The following is a 16,053-nucleotide window of genomic DNA, read 5'->3' as shown; positions in this document are numbered from 1 at the left end:
GCCGTGCCTCCCGGTGTCGCTCCCCCGGACTTCGTCCGGGGGCACCCCCACCAGTGTGCGCGCGGCCCGGCCGCCGGACCTCACACGCGGCGCCACTTCTCCTCGACGACGACCGAACGCAGCAACCAGCCGCCGCCCGCCCGGCGCAGCGTGAACGTGTAGCGCCCGCCGCACACGAAGTCCTCGCCCGACGCGAAGCGCATGGGGTTCAGGTAGTCGGCGCGCACCGTCGCGGTGTCGCCCGGGTAGCCGCCCAGATCCTGGATGCGTACCCGCCGGTTGACGATGAGGTGCTGGCGTACGGGAAACAGGAGCATCGTTTCCGCGAGCCAGTCGGCGACCTCGGCGGCGGGGCCCTCGATCCCGCCGGAGCCGCTGTAGTCGGCGCGCCCGTCCGGGGTGAACAGGGCGCGGTACGCCGCCCAGTCGGAGTCGTCCACCGCCACCGCGTAGCCGGTGATCAGGTCGTCCACGGCGAGCCGGTCCATCACGGTCGCGAGATCCACGCGCTGCGTCATCGGTTCAGTGTCGGGCAGAGCGGGCCAGGGGCCAAGGGGCGTGCGGGCGGGGCTTGGTACGAGACACGTCATACTTTCGGCCATGCGCATGAACATCGATCCGGAGCGGACCGACCGGAACTCCTTCTACCGGCTGCTCACCGCCACCGTCGTGCCCCGGCCCATCGCCTGGGTGTCGACGACCGCCCCCGACGGGACGGACAACCTCGCCCCGCACTCCTTCTTCACCATCTCCTCGGTCGTGCCGCCCGTCGTGCAGTTCACCTCGGTGGGCCGCAAGGACTCGCTGCGCAACGTGGAGGAGACGGGGGAGTTCGTCGTGAACCTCGCCCCCGAGGGGCTCTTCGGCGCGATCAACGCGACGGCGACGAACTTCCCGCGCGGGACGAGCGAGTTCGACGTGTGCGACGTCGAGCGGGAACCGAGCCTGCGGGTGCGCCCGCCGCGGGTCGCCCAGTCGCCGGTGGCGCTGGAGTGCGAACTGCACAGCACGCTGCGGATCGGCGACTCGACGGTGGTCTTCGGCCGGGTCGTGCACGCGGCCGTGGACGAGTCGGTGCTCGTCGACGGACACCCGGAGATGACGCTGATGCGGCCGCTGTCCCGGCTCGGCAAGAACGAGTGGGGCACCCTCGGCGGCATCACGGAGCTGGCGCGCGTCCCGTACGAGGGCTGAGATACGAGAGCCGGCGGCCGGTCCGGCCGAGGCGGGTGCGGGGCGCGGTCCGGCCGGGCCCCGCACCGGGGGTCAGCCGGCGGACTCGCCCGCGTGGGGGCTGAGGACGTCCGAGCCGACCAGGAAGAAGAGCAGGATGCCGAGGGCGATCCGGTAGATCACGAACGGCATGAAGGACTTCGTGGTGATGAACTTCATGAACCACGCGATCACCGCGTAGCCCACACCGAAGGCGATGATCGTGGCGAAGATCGTCGGGCCCCAGGAGACGTGCCCCTCGCCCGCGTCCTTCAGCTCGAACACTCCGGAGGCGAGCACCGCCGGGATGGCGAGGAGGAACGAGTAGCGGGCGGCCGCTTCGCGGGTGTAGCCCATGAACAGGCCGCCGGAGATGGTGGCGCCGGAGCGGGAGACGCCCGGGATCAGGGCCATCGCCTGGCAGAAGCCGAAGATGAGGCCGTCCCGCACGCCGAGTTCCTTCAGCGACTTGCGCTCGCGTATCGCCCGGTGCCGCCCGCCGATCTCGTCGCGGGCCGCGAGCCGGTCTGCGATGCCGAGCACGATGCCCATCACGATGAGCGTGGTGGCGATCAGCCGCAGATCACGGAACGGGCCCTCGATCTGGTCCTTGAACGTGACGCCGAGGATGCCGATCGGGAGCGAGCCGACGATGACGAGCCAGCCCATCTGCGCGTCGTGGTCGGAGCGCATCGACTTGTCGAGGAGCGAGCGGAACCAGGCCGAGACGATCCGCGCGATGTCCTTGCGGAAGTAGATGAGCACGGCGGTCTCGGTGCCGATCTGGGTGATCGCCGTGAACGCGGCACCGGGGTCCTCCCAGCCGGCGAACGCGGCGGTGAGCCGCAGATGCGCGCTGGAGGAGATGGGAAGGAACTCCGTCAGCCCCTGGACGAGTCCGAGGATGAATGATTCGAACCAACTCATGGGGGCAGGGCCGTCCCGTTTGTACGCGTGCGGTCAGAAGGTCGCTGCGCAGCGTACCGTCCCAAGATGACGGGCCCGTTCGCAGGGCGGCCCCGTGCTCGCGGGGGGAGCGGCTCAGCTCTCCACGGGGCCCGCGGTCGTCCATCCCGGGGCCTGGACGAGGGCCTTGAGGCTCGCGGTGTCCGCCTCGTCGCCGCAGCTCGCGCAGATCACGCGCGGGCTCAGCACCTCGCCGCAGCTGTGCTCCAGGAGCGTCGGCCGCCGCTCCGGATTGAGGTGGCGGTCGCCCCAGGCCATCAGCGTGACCAGGACCGGTTGCAGCTCGTCCCCGGCCGGTGTCGCCCGGTACTCGTAGCGCTTGGGGCGCTCGCTGTACTCGACCTTCTCCAGGATCCCCGCTTCGACGAGCCGCTTGAGGCGGGCGGTGAGGATGTCGCGCGGCGCGCCCGTGTTGCGTGCGATCCGGTCGAAGCGATGGACGCCGAGCGAGACCTCGCGCAGGACGAGGAGGGAGTACTTCTCGCCGACGAGCGCCAGGGTGTCGGCGATGGAGCAGGGGCGGGGGGCGGCCTTCATGGGCCCAAGACTAAGGCAGACGCACGGGTAAGGGTTTGAAAATCAAACTCATGGGGTTATGTTACCGGCAGGTGTTGGTCCAGTTCTCCAACTCACACTCCTGGAGCCGTGTCATGCGCGACGCCGTCATCGTCGAAGCCGTCCGTACGCCGATAGGGAAGGGCAAGCCCGGCGGAGCCCTCGCCGACGTCCATCCCGTCGCCCTGCTCTCCCACACCCTGCGGGCCCTGATCGACCGCACCGGGATCGACCCCGCCCTCGTCGACGACGTCATCGGCGGAACCGTCGACCAGGTCGGCGAGCAGGCCATGAACACCACCCGTTACGCCTGGCTCGGCGCCGGACTGCCGGAGACCGTGCCCGCCACCACCGTCGACCGGCAGTGCGGCTCCTCGCAGCAGGCCGTGCACTTCGCCGCCCAGGGCGTACAGTCCGGCGCCTACGACATCGCGATCGCCTGCGGGGTCGAGTCCATGAGCCGGGTCCCCATGTGGTCCAACGTGCCGCCCGGCGCCGACCCCTTCGGGCCAGGAGTCGCCGAGCGCTACCCGGAGGGCCTGGTCCCGCAGGGGATCAGCGCGGAGCTCATCGCCGCCAAGTGGTCCCTCGGTCGCGCGGCCATGGACGAGTTCGCCGCCGCCTCGCACGCGAAGGCCGCCCGGAGCTGGGCGGCCGGACTGTTCGACGCCGAGGTCGTCCCGTACGGGGAGGTGCGCCGCGACGAGTCCGTGCGGCCCGCGACCACCCCCGAGATCCTCGCCGGCCTCCGGCCCGCCTTCGAGGACCCGGGCTTCGCGGAGCGCTTCCCACAGATCGACTGGTCGGTCACCGCGGGCAACAGCAGCCCGGTCAACGACGGCGCCTCCGCCGTCCTCGTCATGGAGGCCGGGACCGCGCGCCGCCTGGGCCTGCGCCCGCTCGCCCGGCTCCACTCCTTCGCCGTGACCGGCTCCGACCCGCTGCTCATGCTGACCGGGGTGATCCCGGCCACCGAGAAGGTGCTGCGCCGGGCCGGTCTCGGCCTCGCCGACATCGACCTCTTCGAGATCAACGAGGCCTTCGCGAGCGTCGTCCTCGCCTGGCGGCAGGAGACCGGCGCCGACCTGGACCGGGTCAACGTCCACGGCGGCGCCATCGCCCTCGGCCACCCCCTGGGCGCGAGCGGCACCCGCCTGACCACCACCCTGGTGCACGCCCTGCGGGCGCGGGGCGGCCGGTACGGGCTCCAGGCGATGTGCGAGGCGGGCGGACTGGCCAACGCGATGATCGTCGAAGCGATGTGAGGGGGAGAGGAGGGAGCGGGGAGGGCTGAGGGTGTGTGGGGGACGGGCTCCCGGTGGCCGAGGCGGAGGTCGGGGCGGTCAGGCCGAGACCGACTCCAGCTGGGGCTCCGTCTCCGCCGGCTTCTCCATGGGCGCGCGGAGCCCGTGCCGTTTGCGCCAGGCGACCACGGCGGCGCCCGCCACCGACAGGACGATGAAGCCCATGGAGATCAGGAAGGCGGGGGAGGTCGGCGAGGTGGCCTCGCTGCCCGCGACCACGTAGGCGGCCGTGTTCGGGATGGAGCCGAGGCCCGTCGCCAGGAGGAACGGCAGGTACTTCATACGGGAGATCGCGGCGCCGTAGTTGGCCACCGCGAACGGCATCCCAGGGAAGAGCCGGATCGCCAGCATCGACCGGAACCCGTGCCGGCTCAGCTGCCCGTCCGCCGCCAGCAGCCAGCGCCCGCGCACGTACGGGCGCAGGGCGTCCTGGCCCAGGGCCCTGCCCAGCGCGAACGAGACGCCCGCTCCCAGGACCGTGCCCCCGAGGGACGCGGCGAAGCCCGCCGAGGCGCCGAAGAGGGCACCGGCCGCCAGGTTCAGCAGCGGCCGCGGCACGAGGGCCGCCGTGCACACCCCGTACAGCAGGCCGAAGACCACGACCGCGCCCGCGCCGCTCAACTGGGGCGGCCAGCCCGCCGAGAGCAGCCGCTGCGGCTCGAAGAGCAGCGCCGACGACCCCGCGGCGAGCAGGATCACGGCGAGATACGCCAGCCGGGCCTTGGGCGCGAGCAGCACCCTGGAGCGGCGGACGGACACGGGCTCGAACATCCGGGGAGAGTAACCGAAGACCCCATGTGATCGCCGTAATGAGCGTCCTGTCCGGCGCCGTTCCCGGACCCGCCCTACAGTGAGGCGGTGACCTCCGCCGCCACCCCCGCCGTCCCCGACAGCGCCCTTGCCGACACCCTGCTCGCCCGGCTCACGGAGGCCTACCCCACGGGCGGCGACCCCTTCCGGGCGCAGGAGATGATCGCGTACATGAAGGGCGTCGCGCCCTTCCTCGGGCTGCGGACCCCGGAGCGCCGCGCCCTGTCCCGTACCGTCCTGGCCGGCACGCCCGTCCCCGACGAGGCCGACTGCACGGCCCTCGCGCTGCGCTGCTTCGCCCTGCCCGAGCGGGAGTACCACTACTTCGCCGTCGACTACCTGCGCCGCCACGTGAAGCGCTGCTCGTCCGGCTTCCTGCCGGTCGCCCACGCCCTCGTCACCACCGTCTCGTGGTGGGACACCGTCGACCACCTCGCCGCCCACGTCGTCGGCCCGCTCGTCGCCGCCGACCCCGCGCTCGCCGCCCGCATGGACGTCTGGGCCGCCGACGACGACCTGTGGGTGGCGCGCACCGCGATCCTGCACCAGCTGCGCTTCAAGGACGCCACCGACACCGAGCGCCTCTTCTCCTACTGCCTGCTCCGCTCCGGCCACCCGGACTTCTTCATCCGCAAGGCGATCGGCTGGAGCCTGCGCGAGTACGCCAAGACCGATCCGGCCGAGGTGCGCGCCTTCGTCGCCCACAACACCTCCCGGCTCTCCCCGCTCTCCGTGCGCGAGGCCCTCAAGAACCTCTGAGCACGCCGAAATTCGGTCGACCCGGACGCGCCGGGCGGCCATGATCGTGGCATGTCCCGGTACGCCTTCCCCGCAGCGCCGTCCGCAGTCGCGGACGCGCCGAAGGCTGCCGTGCCCGTCTCCGTGCGCGTCTCCGTTCTCGCACCGGTCCGTGTTCCCGCACCGGCCTGCGTCTCCGCACCCGTCGGCGTCTGCGTGCCGGCGCTCGGCGGCGACCGAAGCTGACCCTCCCCGGATCGTCCGGCGGACCCCACAGGGGGAGGGTCGGTCCGGCCCCGGGGTCCCCACACACGCTTCGAGCACCGAAACGAGCGATCCAGCCATGCCCAAGCAGGCCTACGCGCGCACCAAGCCCCACCTCAACATCGGCACCATGGGCCACGTCGACCACGGCAAGACCACCCTGACCGCCGCCCTCACCAAGGTCCTCAGCGAGCGGGCCACCGGCGACCCCACCTCGTACGTCCCCTTCGAGCGGATCGACCGCGCCCCCGAGGAGGCGCGCCGCGGCATCACGATCAACGTGGCGCACGTCGAGTACGAGACCGAGACCCGTCACTACGCCCATGTCGACATGCCCGGGCACGCCGACTACATCAAGAACATGGTCACGGGCGCGGCCCAGCTCGACGGGGCGATCCTCGTCGTCTCCGCGCTCGACGGGATCATGCCGCAGACCGCCGAGCACGTCCTGCTCGCCCGGCAGGTCGGCGTCGACCACATCGTCGTCGCGCTCAACAAGGCCGACGGCGCGGACGACGAACTGACCGACCTGGTCGAGCTGGAGGTGCGGGAGCTGCTGACCGCGCACGGCTACGGCGGCGACGGCGTGCCCGTGATCCGGGTCTCCGGCCTGCGGGCCCTGGAGGGCGACCCGCGCTGGACCGCGTCCATCGAGGCCCTGCTCGACGCCGTCGACACGTATGTGCCGGTACCGGTGCGGTACGTGGACGCGCCGTTCCTGCTGCCCGTCGAGAACGTGCTCACCATCACCGGCCGCGGCACCGTCGTCACCGGGGCCGTCGAGCGCGGCAGCGTCCGGGTCGGCGACCGCGTCCAGGTGCCCGGCACGGACACCGAGACCGTGGTGACCGGCGTCGAGACCTTCGGCAAGCCGATGGAGTCGGCCCAGGCGGGCGACAACGTGGCGCTCCTGCTGCGCGGTGTGCCGCGCGGCGCGGTGCGACGCGGCCAGGTCGTGGCGGAGCCCGGCAGTCTCGTGCCACGCCGTCGCTTCACGGCGCGGGTGTACGTGCTCGCCGCCCGCGAAGGCGGCCGCAGCACGCCCGTCACGACCGGCTACCGGCCCCAGTTCTACCTGCGCACGGCCGATGTCGTCGGCGCCGTCGACCTCGGCGAGCGGACCACCGCCCGACCCGGCGAGACGGTCACCATGACCGTCGAGCTCGGCCGTGACGTGCCCCTGGAGCCGGGGCTCGGCTTCGCGATCCGCGAGGGCGGACGGACGGTCGGCGCGGGGACGGTGACCGAGGTGCTCTGAGGCGCGGGCGCGGGGCACGGCCGTCCCTCGGGCGTCCCCGCGTTCCGCCCCCTGCGGGACGCGGGCCTCCGTTCCGCGTACGCGCCCGTCGGCGTCCGGGCGACTCCGCTCCGCGTACGCCCCCGTAGGCGTCCGGCTCGCCTCCGGAAGTCCCGTCGGGCGAGCCGTACGCGCGCGTCGGCGGGCCGCCCGGACGGCGAGCTTCCCGCCCACGCGCGGGCCGTCGCCGCCGGACCGGCACAATGAGGGCGTGAACGAGCAGATTCCCGTGATCCGAGATGTCGACTGGGGCACCGCGCGGCTCATGCCCGACGTGGACACCGAGCGGGGCTGGCTGCTCACGGTCGACGGCGCGCCCCAGTCGTACGTCGACCTCGACGACCCGACGCATCTTGAGTTCGAGTACGTGCAGCGGCTCGCCCACGTCGTCGACCACGCCGCCGAGGAGGGCGCCCCGCTCGACGTGCTGCACCTGGGCGGCGGGGCCCTCACCCTGCCCCGCTACGTCGCCGCCACCCGGCCCGGCTCCCGGCAGGACGTCGCCGAGGCGGACCGGGGGCTGCTCGCGCTGGTGGCCGAGCACCTGCCGCTGCCCGAGGGGGCGGGGATCGCGGTGCACGGGGCGGACGCCCGGGAGTGGCTGGAGGCCGCTCCCGACGCTTCGGCGGACCTGCTGGTCGCGGACGTGTTCGGTGGCTCGCGGGTGCCCGCCCACCTCACCTCGCTGGAGTACGCGCGGCAGGCCCGGCGGGTGCTGCGGCCCGGCGGGACCTACGTGGCGAACCTCGCGGACGGGGCGCCGTTCGCCTTCCTCCGCTCCCAGTTGGGCACCTTCGCGGCCGTCTTCCCCGAACTCGCGCTGATCGCCGAACCGGCGGTGCTGCGCGGCCGGCGCTTCGGCAACGCGGTGCTCGTCGCCTCCGACGGCCCGATCGACACCGCGCGCCTGGCCCGGCGCACGGCGGCCGACGCCTTCCCGGCGCGCGTGGAGTGGGGCGAGCCGCTGGCCCGCCTCACCGGCGACGCGCGACCGGTGCGGGACGCGGAGGCCGTGCCGTCACCCGTGCCCCCGGAGGGAGCCTTCGGCATCGGCTGAGGCCCCGGCGGCCTCGTGCGCCTCCGGCGTCGCGCCCGACACCCGCTTCGTACGCCGGGTCAGATGGCGTACGTCGGGCACGAGCAGCACCAGCGCGGTGACCACGACGATCAGCGCGGCCGAGCCCCACAGGGCGTTGCCCCGGCCGAAGACGCCCTCGGCCGGTCCGGCCAGCGCGGTGGAGAGCGGCAGCATCGCCGTCGAGCCGAACCAGTCGTAGGCGGAGACCCGGGACAGCTTGTCCTCGGGGATCTCCTGGTGCAGCGCCGTCATCCAGGAGACGCCGAACACCTCGATGGCCACGCCGCTGACGAACATCGCGGCCGACAGGCCGACCACGTCCAGCGGCACCGCGAGCGCCGCCGACGGCAGCGCGATGGGGAAGACGCACAGGGTGCCCACGAGCAGCATCCGGCGCGGTTTCCAGCGGATCATCAGGAGCGCGCCGGCCAGCGTGCCCACGCCGAACGCGGCGAGCGCGAGCCCCCACGGCCGGGCGCCGCCCAGCTCGTCCCGGGCGACCAGCGGCCCGTACACCGACTCGGCCGCCCCGACCAGCGCCACCACGATGGAGAACTGGGCGACGATCGCCCAGAGCCAGGGGCGGCTCGCGAACTCGTCCCAGCCCTCGCGCAGATCGGAGAGGAGTCCGCCGCCCGCCCCGCGCTCGGGGATGTGCTTGACGTCGAGGAAGGCGCGCAGCGCTCCGGCGAGGGCGAAGGCGACCGCGTCGACGGCGAGCACCCAGCCGGGACCGACGGCGGCGATCAGGGCGCCGCCGAGCGCGGCCCCGCCGATGCCGGCGCCGTGCATCGCCATCCGGAAGAGGGCGAAGGCGCGGCTGACCTGCTCGCCGCTGACGCTGGACATCAGCATGCCCTCGGCGGCGGGGTTGAAGAAGGCCTGTCCGGTGCCGCACAGGGCGGTCAGCAGCATCATGTGCCACAGCCGGGCCTCGCCGCTGAGGACGAGGACGGCGAACACGGCCTGGGAGACGCAGTTGAGGGCGTTGGCGGCGACCATCACCCGGTGCCGGGGGACCCGGTCGGCGACGGCGCCGCCGATGAGCAGGAAGAGCACCAGGGGCAGCGTGCGGGCCATCGCCACCAGGCCGACGTCCCCGCCGTCGCCGCCGGACTGGATGACGGCGAACGCCGCCGCGATCAGGGCACCATGGGTGCCCAGGTTGGTGATGATCGCGGCGGCGGTCAGCAGCAGGTAGTTCCGCCCGGCCCAGCCGGGCATGCGTGCGCGGTTCAGGACGACTCCGGGGACTCCGGGGCGAGGCGGACCGTGGCGAGGATCTGCTGCGCGGTCGCGTCCGGCAGCTCTTCCTTCACGCCGGCGGCGGCGTAGAGCACGAAGGACGAGAAGTCGCCCTTGGCGTTCTTGAAGGAGAAGGCGAGCGACTTGCCGTCCGACTCGCACTTGTTGCGCTTCTTGATGCCGGGGGCGGTGGCGGTGGACATGCTGCCCTTGAGGCCGGACTTGGTGGTGTACGGAACGGCCTTGGTGATCTTGATGGTGCCCTTGGGCATGTGCTGGGCGTAGCCGGCCCACACCCAGTTGCCGGCCTCGTTGTAGGCGGCCTCGTCGGTGTTCTTGGCGCCCTGGCCGCCCTTGGTGCCGGCGGTGCTCAGGCCCCAGGTCTCCTGGGTGCCGTTCTTGTCGGTGTCGTAGGCGCACCAGTTGCTCTTGAAGTGCGCGGGCGAGGACATGGTGACGACGGGGGAGCCGTCGCCCTTCTTCTCGTCCTCGAAGTAGGTGATCACGCCCTGCTTCGACACCTCCCACTCGGGCGGTACGTCGAACAGCGTGCCGTACTTGGGGTTGTAGACGACCTTCCAGCCGGGGATCACGGGCTGGTGGTCGGCGCCGTCGCGCGGGTTGTCGATCGGCGGTGCCGAGGAGGTGGCGGGCGCCGAGGACGACGTGACCGGCTTCGGGTCGTCCGCCTGGTTCTTCTTGTCGTCGTCCTTGCCGAGCACGAGGTAGCCGGCGACCCCGGCCGCGGCCAGCACGGCGACGGCGGCGACGATCGCCACGAGGGTGGTCTGTTTCTTCTTGCCGCCGTCGCCGCCGCCCGGCTGGACCGGGCCCGGCACGGTGTACTGCGGCACGGTCGGCTGCTGGTACGGGTTGGCCTGCGGCTGTTGCCCGTACGGCGGGTTCTGCTGCCCGTAACCGGGCTGCGTCGGCTGCTGACCGTACGGGCTGGGCTGCTGGTACCCCGGCTGGGCATAGGGGTTCGGCTGCCCGTAGCCGGGCTGGCCCGGTTGCGCGTACGGGTTCTGGTTCGGGTCCTGCGGGTTCTGCTCGCCCCCGGGCGGCTGCTGTCCTGGCCACATGGCGAGTAACGATAGAGGTGCGGCGGTGGCCAGGCTACGGCCGCCCCCGTGCGGGGATGGCGAAGACTGCTACCCGTGGGTAACATCACGGGTCATGAGCGCAGACCAGATGACCGTCGGCGAGATGCTCGCCGCCACGGTGCCCATGGCCAGGACCCTCAAGCTGGAGTTCCTGGAGACCACCGCCGAGCGCGCCGTCGTGCGCCTGCCGGACCAGGCCGACTACCACAACCACGTCGGCGGCCCGCACGCCGGCGCCATGTTCACGCTGGCCGAGTCGGCCAGCGGCGCGATCGTCATCGCCGCCTTCGGCGACCAGCTCGGCCGCGCCGTGCCGCTCGCCGTCAAGGCCGAGATCGGCTACAAGAAGCTGGCCATGGGCGTCGTCACCGCCACCGCCACCCTCGGCCGCCCGATCGCCGAGGTCGTCGCCGCACTCGACGCGGGGGAGCGCCCCGAGTTCCCCGTCCGCATCGACATCACGCGCGAGGACGGCGCCGTCACCGGCGAGATGACCGTCGTGTGGACGCTCCGGCCCAACTCCTGACGTTCCCAGGGCCCCTGGCGTCCTAGGGCCAGGGTCCCCCGGGGAGCCGCTCGTCCCAGGGCTCCCCGGCACGGCGGCGCGGAATCGGACGAACCGTCACGCATAGTGCGATCAGCGCATGATCGCAGGAATCATGCCGGTCCGAAGGAGCGCCGCCGTGCCCCACACTCCCCGTCAGGAACAGGGCGAGCCCGACTCCGCCCCGGCACCCCGTCACCTCTCCCGGCGCCGGCTCCTGCTCGCCCTCGCCGGAGCGGCGGCCCTCTCCGCCGTCACCGCCGGCGCGGGCCGCGCCCTCGCCGCACCGCCCCCGCCGGGCGCGCGGACCGGGCGCCCGGAGCCCGCGCGGCTGAGCGAGCGCGTCCGCACCCTCGTCGCGCAGCTCACCCTCGACGAGAAGACCACCCTCCTGCACGGCGCCACCGACCCCATGGGCCTCGGCCAGGCCGGATACGTGCCAGGCGTCCCCCGCCTCGGCATCCCGCCGCTCCGGCTCGCCGACGGACCCGCCGGCGTCCGGGTCGCCCGCCGCGCCACCGCGCTGCCCGCGCCCGTGATGCTCGCCGCCGCCTTCGATCCCGCGCTCGCCCGCGCGTACGGGCAGGTCATCGGCCACGAGGGCCGCGCACTCGGCCAGGACGTCCTGCTGTCGCCGATGGTCAACCTCATCCGCACCCCCTACGCGGGCCGCAACTTCGAGACCTTCTCCGAGGACCCGCTGCTCTCCGCCGACCTCGTCGCCGAGGAGATCCGCGGCATCCAGGCCGAGGGCCTCGTCGCCACCGTCAAGCACCTCGCGCTCAACAACCAGGAGCGCGACCGGATGTCCGTCGACGTCCGGGCCGGCGAACAGACCCTCCACGAGACCGAACTCCGCGGCTTCGAGGCCGCCGTCGCCGCCGGGGCGGGCGCCGTCATGGCCGCGTACAACAAGATCGACGGCGTCCACGCCACCGAGAACAGCACCCTGCTCACCGAGATCCTGCGCGAACGGTGGGGCTTCGAGGGCTGGGTCATGAGCGACTGGGGAGCCGTCCACTCCACCGTCGCCGCCTTCACCGCCGGCTGCGACATGGAGATGCCCGGCGGCGGCTACTACGGCGCCGCCCTGCGCCGGGCCGTCGACGACGGGCGGATCGCACGCGAGGCCGTCGACACCGCCGTCGCCCGGTTCCTCGCCGTACGCGAGCGCTTCGGCCTCCTCGACGAGGGCGCCGCCCGCCCCACGCGCGACGCCGCCGCCGGGGCCCGCCTGGCGTTCCGCGTCGCGACCGCCGGGGCCACCCTGCTGCGCAACGAGGCCGGGGCGCTGCCGCTGACCGGCCGGGCCGCCCGCTCCATCGCCGTCATCGGCCCCACCGGCGCCGTGCCCTTCGTCAGCGGCGGCGGCAGCGCCCACGTCGTCCCCGACACCGCCACCAGCCCGCTCGACGCCCTGCGCGCCCGCGCAGGGGACGGCGCCACCGTCACGTACGCCCTCGGCGAGGACCTCTACGGCAAGCCGCTGCCCCCCACCGTGCCCGCCCGGGACCTGGACGCCGTCGTCGTCGCCGCCGACGAGACCTGGCACCACGAGGGGACCCTCACGACCACCGAGGACGACGACTGGAGCTTCTTCGTCCACTACGGCGGCCGACGCCCGAGCGTCACCCTCGACGGCGTCGAGCTCTTCCCCCTCAAGCCGGGCGTCGCCGAGTTCTTCGCCGGCGGAATTGGCGGGCGCGCCGCCGACGGACTGAACCTGCGCCGCGCCGACCGCCGCCTCGCCGCCGGCCCCCACACGCTCACCGTCACCGCGCAGGGCGGCGCCAAGGGGCAGCTGTTCCGGCTGCGCGCCGCCACCGGCGCCACCCGGGCCGCCGACCGCGCCGAGGCCGTCGCCGCCGCCCGCGCCGCGCACAGCGTGGTGCTGTTCGCCTACGAGGACGCCACCGAGGGCCGCGACCGCACCGGGCTCGCCCTGCCGGGCCGCCAGGAGGACCTGATCACCGCGGTCACCGCCGCCAACCCCCGTACCACCGTGGTCCTCAACACCTCCTCCGCCGTCACCATGCCGTGGCTGGACGGCACGGCCGCGGTGCTCCAGATGTACTACCCGGGCCAGGAGGGCGCCGCCGCCACCGCCGCCGTGCTCTTCGGCGACGCCGACCCCGGCGGCCGGCTCACCCAGACCTTCCCCGCCTCCGAGGACCGCCACCCCACCGCGGGCGATCCCGTCCGCTACCCCGGGAAGGACGGGATCGAGGAGTACGGGGAGGGCGTCCACGTCGGACACCGCTGGTACGACGTCAACGACGTGACCCCGCTCTTCCCCTTCGGCCACGGCCTCTCGTACACCCGCTTCACCTACGCCGGCCTGCGGGTCACCCCCGTCGACGACGGCCTCGACGTCGGCTTCACCGTGATCAACACCGGCACCCGCAGCGGCGTCGAGGTCGCCCAGGTCTACCTCGGCCCCTCGCCGGACCTCGCCGCCCTCGGCGTCGACCAGCCCCGCCGCCTCCTCGCCGGATACCGGCGGCTGGAGCTCGCGCCCGGCGAGCCGCGCCGCGTCACCGTCCGGATCGCCGCCCGCACCCTCTCCTCCTGGGACCCGGCCCGGCACGGCTGGACCCTCGGCACCGGCCGCCGCGAACTGCGGGTCGGATCCTCCTCCCGGGCCTTCCGCCTGCGGACCGAGGCCCCGGTCGGCACACCGTGACCGGGTAGGCTGCCGGGGTTCGGTCGCCGATACGGAAGAGGAACCCGCGTGCACGTCCAGGAGTGGCTGGAGACGATCCCCGCGGTCGCCGTCTACGTGCTGGTCGGGGTGGTGATCGGGGTCGAGAGCCTGGGCATCCCGCTGCCCGGCGAGATCGTCCTCGTCAGCTCGGCGCTGCTCGCGTCGCAGCACGGCGAGATCGACGTGTACGTCCTCGGTGCCTGCGCCAGCGCCGGCGCCATCATCGGCGACTCGATCGGCTACGCGATCGGGCGCAAGGGCGGCCGGCCGCTGCTCGCCACGCTGGGCCGGAAGTTCCCCAAGCACTTCAGCGAGGCCAACATCGGCCTCGCGGAGCGCTCCTTCGAGAAGTGGGGCATGTGGGCGGTCTTCTTCGGCCGCTTCGTCGCCCTGCTGCGGATCTTCGCCGGGCCGCTCGCGGGCGTCCTGCGCATGCCGTACTGGAAGTTCCTCACCGCCAACGTCCTCGGCGGCATCCTCTGGGCCGGCGGCACCACCGCCGTCATCTACTCGGTGGGCGTCGTCGCCGAGGCCTGGCTCAAGCGCTTCTCCTGGCTCGGCCTGGTCCTCGCGGTCCTCATCGGCCTCGCCTCGATGCTCATCCTGAAGAACCGGGCCAAGAAGGCCGCGGCCGAGGCGACCGCCCGCGCCGAGGCGACGGCCGCCGCCGCGGAGTAGGCGGCGGGGAGCTTCCCCGAAGCCCCTCTCTTCACGTGAGCGCTTCGCTACCCTGAGTCAGGGTGATCCGCTCGGTTAGCTCGGTTAGCTCGGTTAGCTCGGTTAGCTCGGAAAGTCGGAAGTCGGAAGTCGGAAAGGAGCGTCGTGCTCGAGAACCTCGGCCGGTACGACGGCGCGCACGGCGACCACTGCCGGTCGCACCTGTGCTGCCGCTGCCAGCAGCGCTCCTGGTCGACGCGGATCGGCGACGAGCGCCTGTGCGGGATGTGCGCCGCGTGCTGCGTGAGCTGCGGACGGGCGCCCGCGCCCCACCTCGACGGGCTGGACAACGGGCTGTGCGCCGACTGCCGCGGCCTGTGCGGCCGCTGCGGCGGCCCCGTCCCGGCCGAGGGCACCTGCCGGTGCCGCACCTGGAAGCGGGGCCCGGGCACCGACCCGATCGGCTTCGTCATGCAGGGCTTCCCCCAGCCGCTGCTCCAGGCGCTCGGCCACCGGCTCCCGAGGAGCCTGCCCGACATCCTCGCCGACGAGCTCACCCACCGGACGCCCGCCCAGCTCCTCGACCGGGTCGAACGGCGCTGGCACACCCGCTGGTCGCACGCCATCCACGAGCGCGACGAGGACAACCGGCGCCGCTGGGCCCCGCAGGAGATCGCCGAGTTCCTCGTCGGTCGCGGACCCTGCCCGAACCCGGCCTGCGAGGACGGGCGGCTCATCCACGACGGTGGCCCCTGCCCGTACTGCAAGCAGCCGGAGCACCGCTTCGTCCCCGGCACCGCCGAGACGACCGCCACCAGCGAGTACGCGATCCGGACCGCCGCCGAGATCCGCCAGGCCCTCGTCGCGGGCCGGACCGACCGGAAGAAGCGCCCCGGGCGGGTGTGAGCGGGGGCGGGGGCAGCGCCCATCCGTCCGCCGCCCCCGCCCCCGCCGCCCGTTTGGCGGTCCTCAGCCCTCGAAGGCCTCGGCGTGGCCCTTGGCGAGGTGCAGGTACATCTCGGCGTTCAGGCGGATGCCCGCCTGCTCCTCCTCGGTCAGCGGGCGCCGCACCTTCGCCGGGACGCCCGCCACGAGCGAGCCGGGCGGCACCTCCATGCCCTGCGGGACCAGCGCCTGCGCGGCGACCAGCGAACCGGCGCCGATCCTGGCCCCGTTGAGGATCGTGGCACCCATGCCGACCAGCACGTCGTCCTCGATGACGCAGCCGTGGACGGTCGCGTTGTGGCCGATCGTCACCCGCGCGCCGATCGACACCGGGTAGCCCGGGTCGACGTGGACCGTGCAGTTGTCCTGCACGTTCGCGTCCTCGCCGATCTCGATGGGCCCGCAGTCCGCGCGCAGCACCGCGTGGTACCAGACGCTGGCCCGGGGCCCGAGGGTGACCTCGCCGAGGACCACCGAGGTCGGCGCGGTGAACGCCGTCGGGTCCACCTTCGGCTCCTTGCCGCCCACGGCCCTGATCAACGCCTCTGTCATGTCTCGCTCCTGCTCGTTCGCTCCGTCGGTCGCGCCTTGCGGCGAAGCGTAGCCGCGGCCCATGACGGACATCACAGCG

General features: G+C 73.3%; 16 protein-coding genes. 9 read left to right on the top strand and 7 right to left on the bottom strand.

The features are described 5' to 3' along the window. Window positions 1–80: 80 nt before the first annotated feature. Complete coding sequence (locus tag ACZ3ZE_RS14690) at window positions 81–518, bottom strand: nuclear transport factor 2 family protein (RefSeq protein ID WP_361178056.1); 438 nt, start codon at window positions 516–518, stop codon at window positions 81–83. Between the two features lie 82 nt (window positions 519–600). On the opposite strand from ACZ3ZE_RS14690, the gene ACZ3ZE_RS14685 reads away from it, so the two are divergent. Then, on the top strand, window positions 601–1,194 hold the full coding sequence (locus ACZ3ZE_RS14685) for a flavin reductase family protein (protein ID WP_361626733.1): 594 nt from the start codon (window positions 601–603) through the stop codon (window positions 1,192–1,194). A 72-nt stretch (window positions 1,195–1,266) separates the two neighbouring features. Here the strand turns inward: ACZ3ZE_RS14685 and ACZ3ZE_RS14680 are convergent, their stop codons facing one another. Together ACZ3ZE_RS14680 and ACZ3ZE_RS14675 are read right to left on the bottom strand one after the other, a co-directional pair. Then, window positions 1,267–2,139, bottom strand: coding sequence for an undecaprenyl-diphosphate phosphatase (locus tag ACZ3ZE_RS14680; protein ID WP_361626730.1), 873 nt, complete (start codon window positions 2,137–2,139; stop codon window positions 1,267–1,269). 114 nt (window positions 2,140–2,253) lie between these two features. Next, entirely contained in the window at window positions 2,254–2,715 is a 462-nt protein-coding gene (locus tag ACZ3ZE_RS14675; protein ID WP_361178050.1) for a winged helix-turn-helix transcriptional regulator, read from the bottom strand. Window positions 2,716–2,828: 113 nt separating this feature from the next. Between ACZ3ZE_RS14675 and ACZ3ZE_RS14670 the strand changes: the two genes are divergently transcribed. After that, window positions 2,829–3,998, top strand: coding sequence for a thiolase family protein (locus tag ACZ3ZE_RS14670; protein ID WP_361178048.1), 1,170 nt, complete (start codon window positions 2,829–2,831; stop codon window positions 3,996–3,998). Between the two features lie 78 nt (window positions 3,999–4,076). Here the strand turns inward: ACZ3ZE_RS14670 and ACZ3ZE_RS14665 are convergent, their stop codons facing one another. Beyond that, complete coding sequence (locus ACZ3ZE_RS14665; RefSeq protein WP_361626724.1) at window positions 4,077–4,808, bottom strand: TVP38/TMEM64 family protein; 732 nt, start codon at window positions 4,806–4,808, stop codon at window positions 4,077–4,079. Between the two features lie 87 nt (window positions 4,809–4,895). On the opposite strand from ACZ3ZE_RS14665, the gene ACZ3ZE_RS14660 reads away from it, so the two are divergent. From ACZ3ZE_RS14660 to ACZ3ZE_RS14650, 3 genes are all read left to right on the top strand, one after another. After that, a complete protein-coding gene (locus tag ACZ3ZE_RS14660) occupies window positions 4,896–5,606 on the top strand; it encodes a DNA alkylation repair protein (RefSeq protein WP_361178044.1) in 711 nt (236 codons plus the stop codon). 322 nt (window positions 5,607–5,928) lie between these two features. Next, a complete protein-coding gene (gene tuf, locus ACZ3ZE_RS14655) occupies window positions 5,929–7,107 on the top strand; it encodes an elongation factor Tu (protein ID WP_361178041.1) in 1,179 nt (392 codons plus the stop codon). A gap of 250 nt (window positions 7,108–7,357) precedes the next feature. Further along, window positions 7,358–8,203, top strand: a complete 846-nt coding sequence (locus ACZ3ZE_RS14650; RefSeq protein WP_363292244.1) for a spermidine synthase — start codon at window positions 7,358–7,360, stop codon at window positions 8,201–8,203. On the opposite strand, the gene ACZ3ZE_RS14645 is transcribed toward ACZ3ZE_RS14650, so the two are convergent. Together ACZ3ZE_RS14645 and ACZ3ZE_RS14640 are read right to left on the bottom strand one after the other, a co-directional pair. After that, window positions 8,165–9,448, bottom strand: a complete 1,284-nt coding sequence (locus ACZ3ZE_RS14645; protein WP_361178036.1) for an MFS transporter — start codon at window positions 9,446–9,448, stop codon at window positions 8,165–8,167. The two genes, ACZ3ZE_RS14650 and ACZ3ZE_RS14645, sit on opposite strands and share 39 nt — an antisense overlap. Window positions 9,449–9,459: 11 nt before the next feature. Further along, a complete protein-coding gene (locus tag ACZ3ZE_RS14640; RefSeq protein WP_361178034.1) occupies window positions 9,460–10,551 on the bottom strand; it encodes a DUF8017 domain-containing protein in 1,092 nt (363 codons plus the stop codon). Window positions 10,552–10,660: 109 nt separating this feature from the next. On the opposite strand from ACZ3ZE_RS14640, the gene ACZ3ZE_RS14635 reads away from it, so the two are divergent. The 4 genes from ACZ3ZE_RS14635 (at window position 10,661) to ACZ3ZE_RS14620 (ending at window position 15,383) form a co-directional block, all read left to right on the top strand. After that, window positions 10,661–11,098: a DUF4442 domain-containing protein gene (locus ACZ3ZE_RS14635; protein WP_361178147.1), complete on the top strand. Its 438-nt coding sequence runs from the start codon at window positions 10,661–10,663 to the stop codon at window positions 11,096–11,098. 157 nt (window positions 11,099–11,255) lie between these two features. Further along, the gene (locus tag ACZ3ZE_RS14630; RefSeq protein ID WP_467259244.1) at window positions 11,256–13,799 is read left to right on the top strand and encodes a glycoside hydrolase family 3 C-terminal domain-containing protein; all 2,544 of its coding nucleotides are present in this window, start codon (window positions 11,256–11,258) and stop codon (window positions 13,797–13,799) included. Window positions 13,800–13,847: 48 nt separating this feature from the next. Further along, window positions 13,848–14,498 carry a DedA family protein gene (locus ACZ3ZE_RS14625; RefSeq protein WP_361178030.1) on the top strand — a complete coding sequence of 217 codons (651 nt, stop codon included), beginning with the start codon at window positions 13,848–13,850 and terminating at the stop codon, window positions 14,496–14,498. Window positions 14,499–14,642: 144 nt separating this feature from the next. Beyond that, window positions 14,643–15,383: a hypothetical protein gene (locus ACZ3ZE_RS14620; RefSeq protein ID WP_361178028.1), complete on the top strand. Its 741-nt coding sequence runs from the start codon at window positions 14,643–14,645 to the stop codon at window positions 15,381–15,383. 63 nt (window positions 15,384–15,446) lie between these two features. Here ACZ3ZE_RS14620 and ACZ3ZE_RS14615 read toward each other — a convergent pair whose 3' ends face one another. Next, a complete protein-coding gene (locus ACZ3ZE_RS14615; protein ID WP_361178026.1) occupies window positions 15,447–15,974 on the bottom strand; it encodes a gamma carbonic anhydrase family protein in 528 nt (175 codons plus the stop codon). Between the last annotated feature and the right edge of the window lie 79 nt (window positions 15,975–16,053).

The organism is Streptomyces sp. NPDC023157 (assembly GCF_055560575.1).
Note: the sequence above shows the minus strand (reverse complement) of the source record. Positions and strands in the feature narration are given on the sequence as shown.

Excerpts from the sequence above, each read along its gene's own strand:
- ACZ3ZE_RS14690 (WP_361178056.1), bottom strand. The coding sequence starts at position 518 with ATGACGCAGCGCGTGGATCTCGCGACCGTGATGGACCGGCTCGCCGTG.
- ACZ3ZE_RS14685 (WP_361626733.1), top strand. The coding sequence starts at position 601 with ATGCGCATGAACATCGATCCGGAGCGGACCGACCGGAACTCCTTCTAC.
- ACZ3ZE_RS14680 (WP_361626730.1), bottom strand. The coding sequence starts at position 2,139 with ATGAGTTGGTTCGAATCATTCATCCTCGGACTCGTCCAGGGGCTGACG.
- ACZ3ZE_RS14675 (WP_361178050.1), bottom strand. The coding sequence starts at position 2,715 with ATGAAGGCCGCCCCCCGCCCCTGCTCCATCGCCGACACCCTGGCGCTC.
- ACZ3ZE_RS14670 (WP_361178048.1), top strand. The coding sequence starts at position 2,829 with ATGCGCGACGCCGTCATCGTCGAAGCCGTCCGTACGCCGATAGGGAAG.
- ACZ3ZE_RS14665 (WP_361626724.1), bottom strand. The coding sequence starts at position 4,808 with ATGTTCGAGCCCGTGTCCGTCCGCCGCTCCAGGGTGCTGCTCGCGCCC.
- tuf (WP_361178041.1), top strand. The coding sequence starts at position 5,929 with ATGCCCAAGCAGGCCTACGCGCGCACCAAGCCCCACCTCAACATCGGC.
- ACZ3ZE_RS14645 (WP_361178036.1), bottom strand. The coding sequence starts at position 9,448 with ATGCCCGGCTGGGCCGGGCGGAACTACCTGCTGCTGACCGCCGCCGCG.
- ACZ3ZE_RS14640 (WP_361178034.1), bottom strand. The coding sequence starts at position 10,551 with ATGTGGCCAGGACAGCAGCCGCCCGGGGGCGAGCAGAACCCGCAGGAC.
- ACZ3ZE_RS14635 (WP_361178147.1), top strand. The coding sequence starts at position 10,661 with ATGACCGTCGGCGAGATGCTCGCCGCCACGGTGCCCATGGCCAGGACC.
- ACZ3ZE_RS14615 (WP_361178026.1), bottom strand. The coding sequence starts at position 15,974 with ATGACAGAGGCGTTGATCAGGGCCGTGGGCGGCAAGGAGCCGAAGGTG.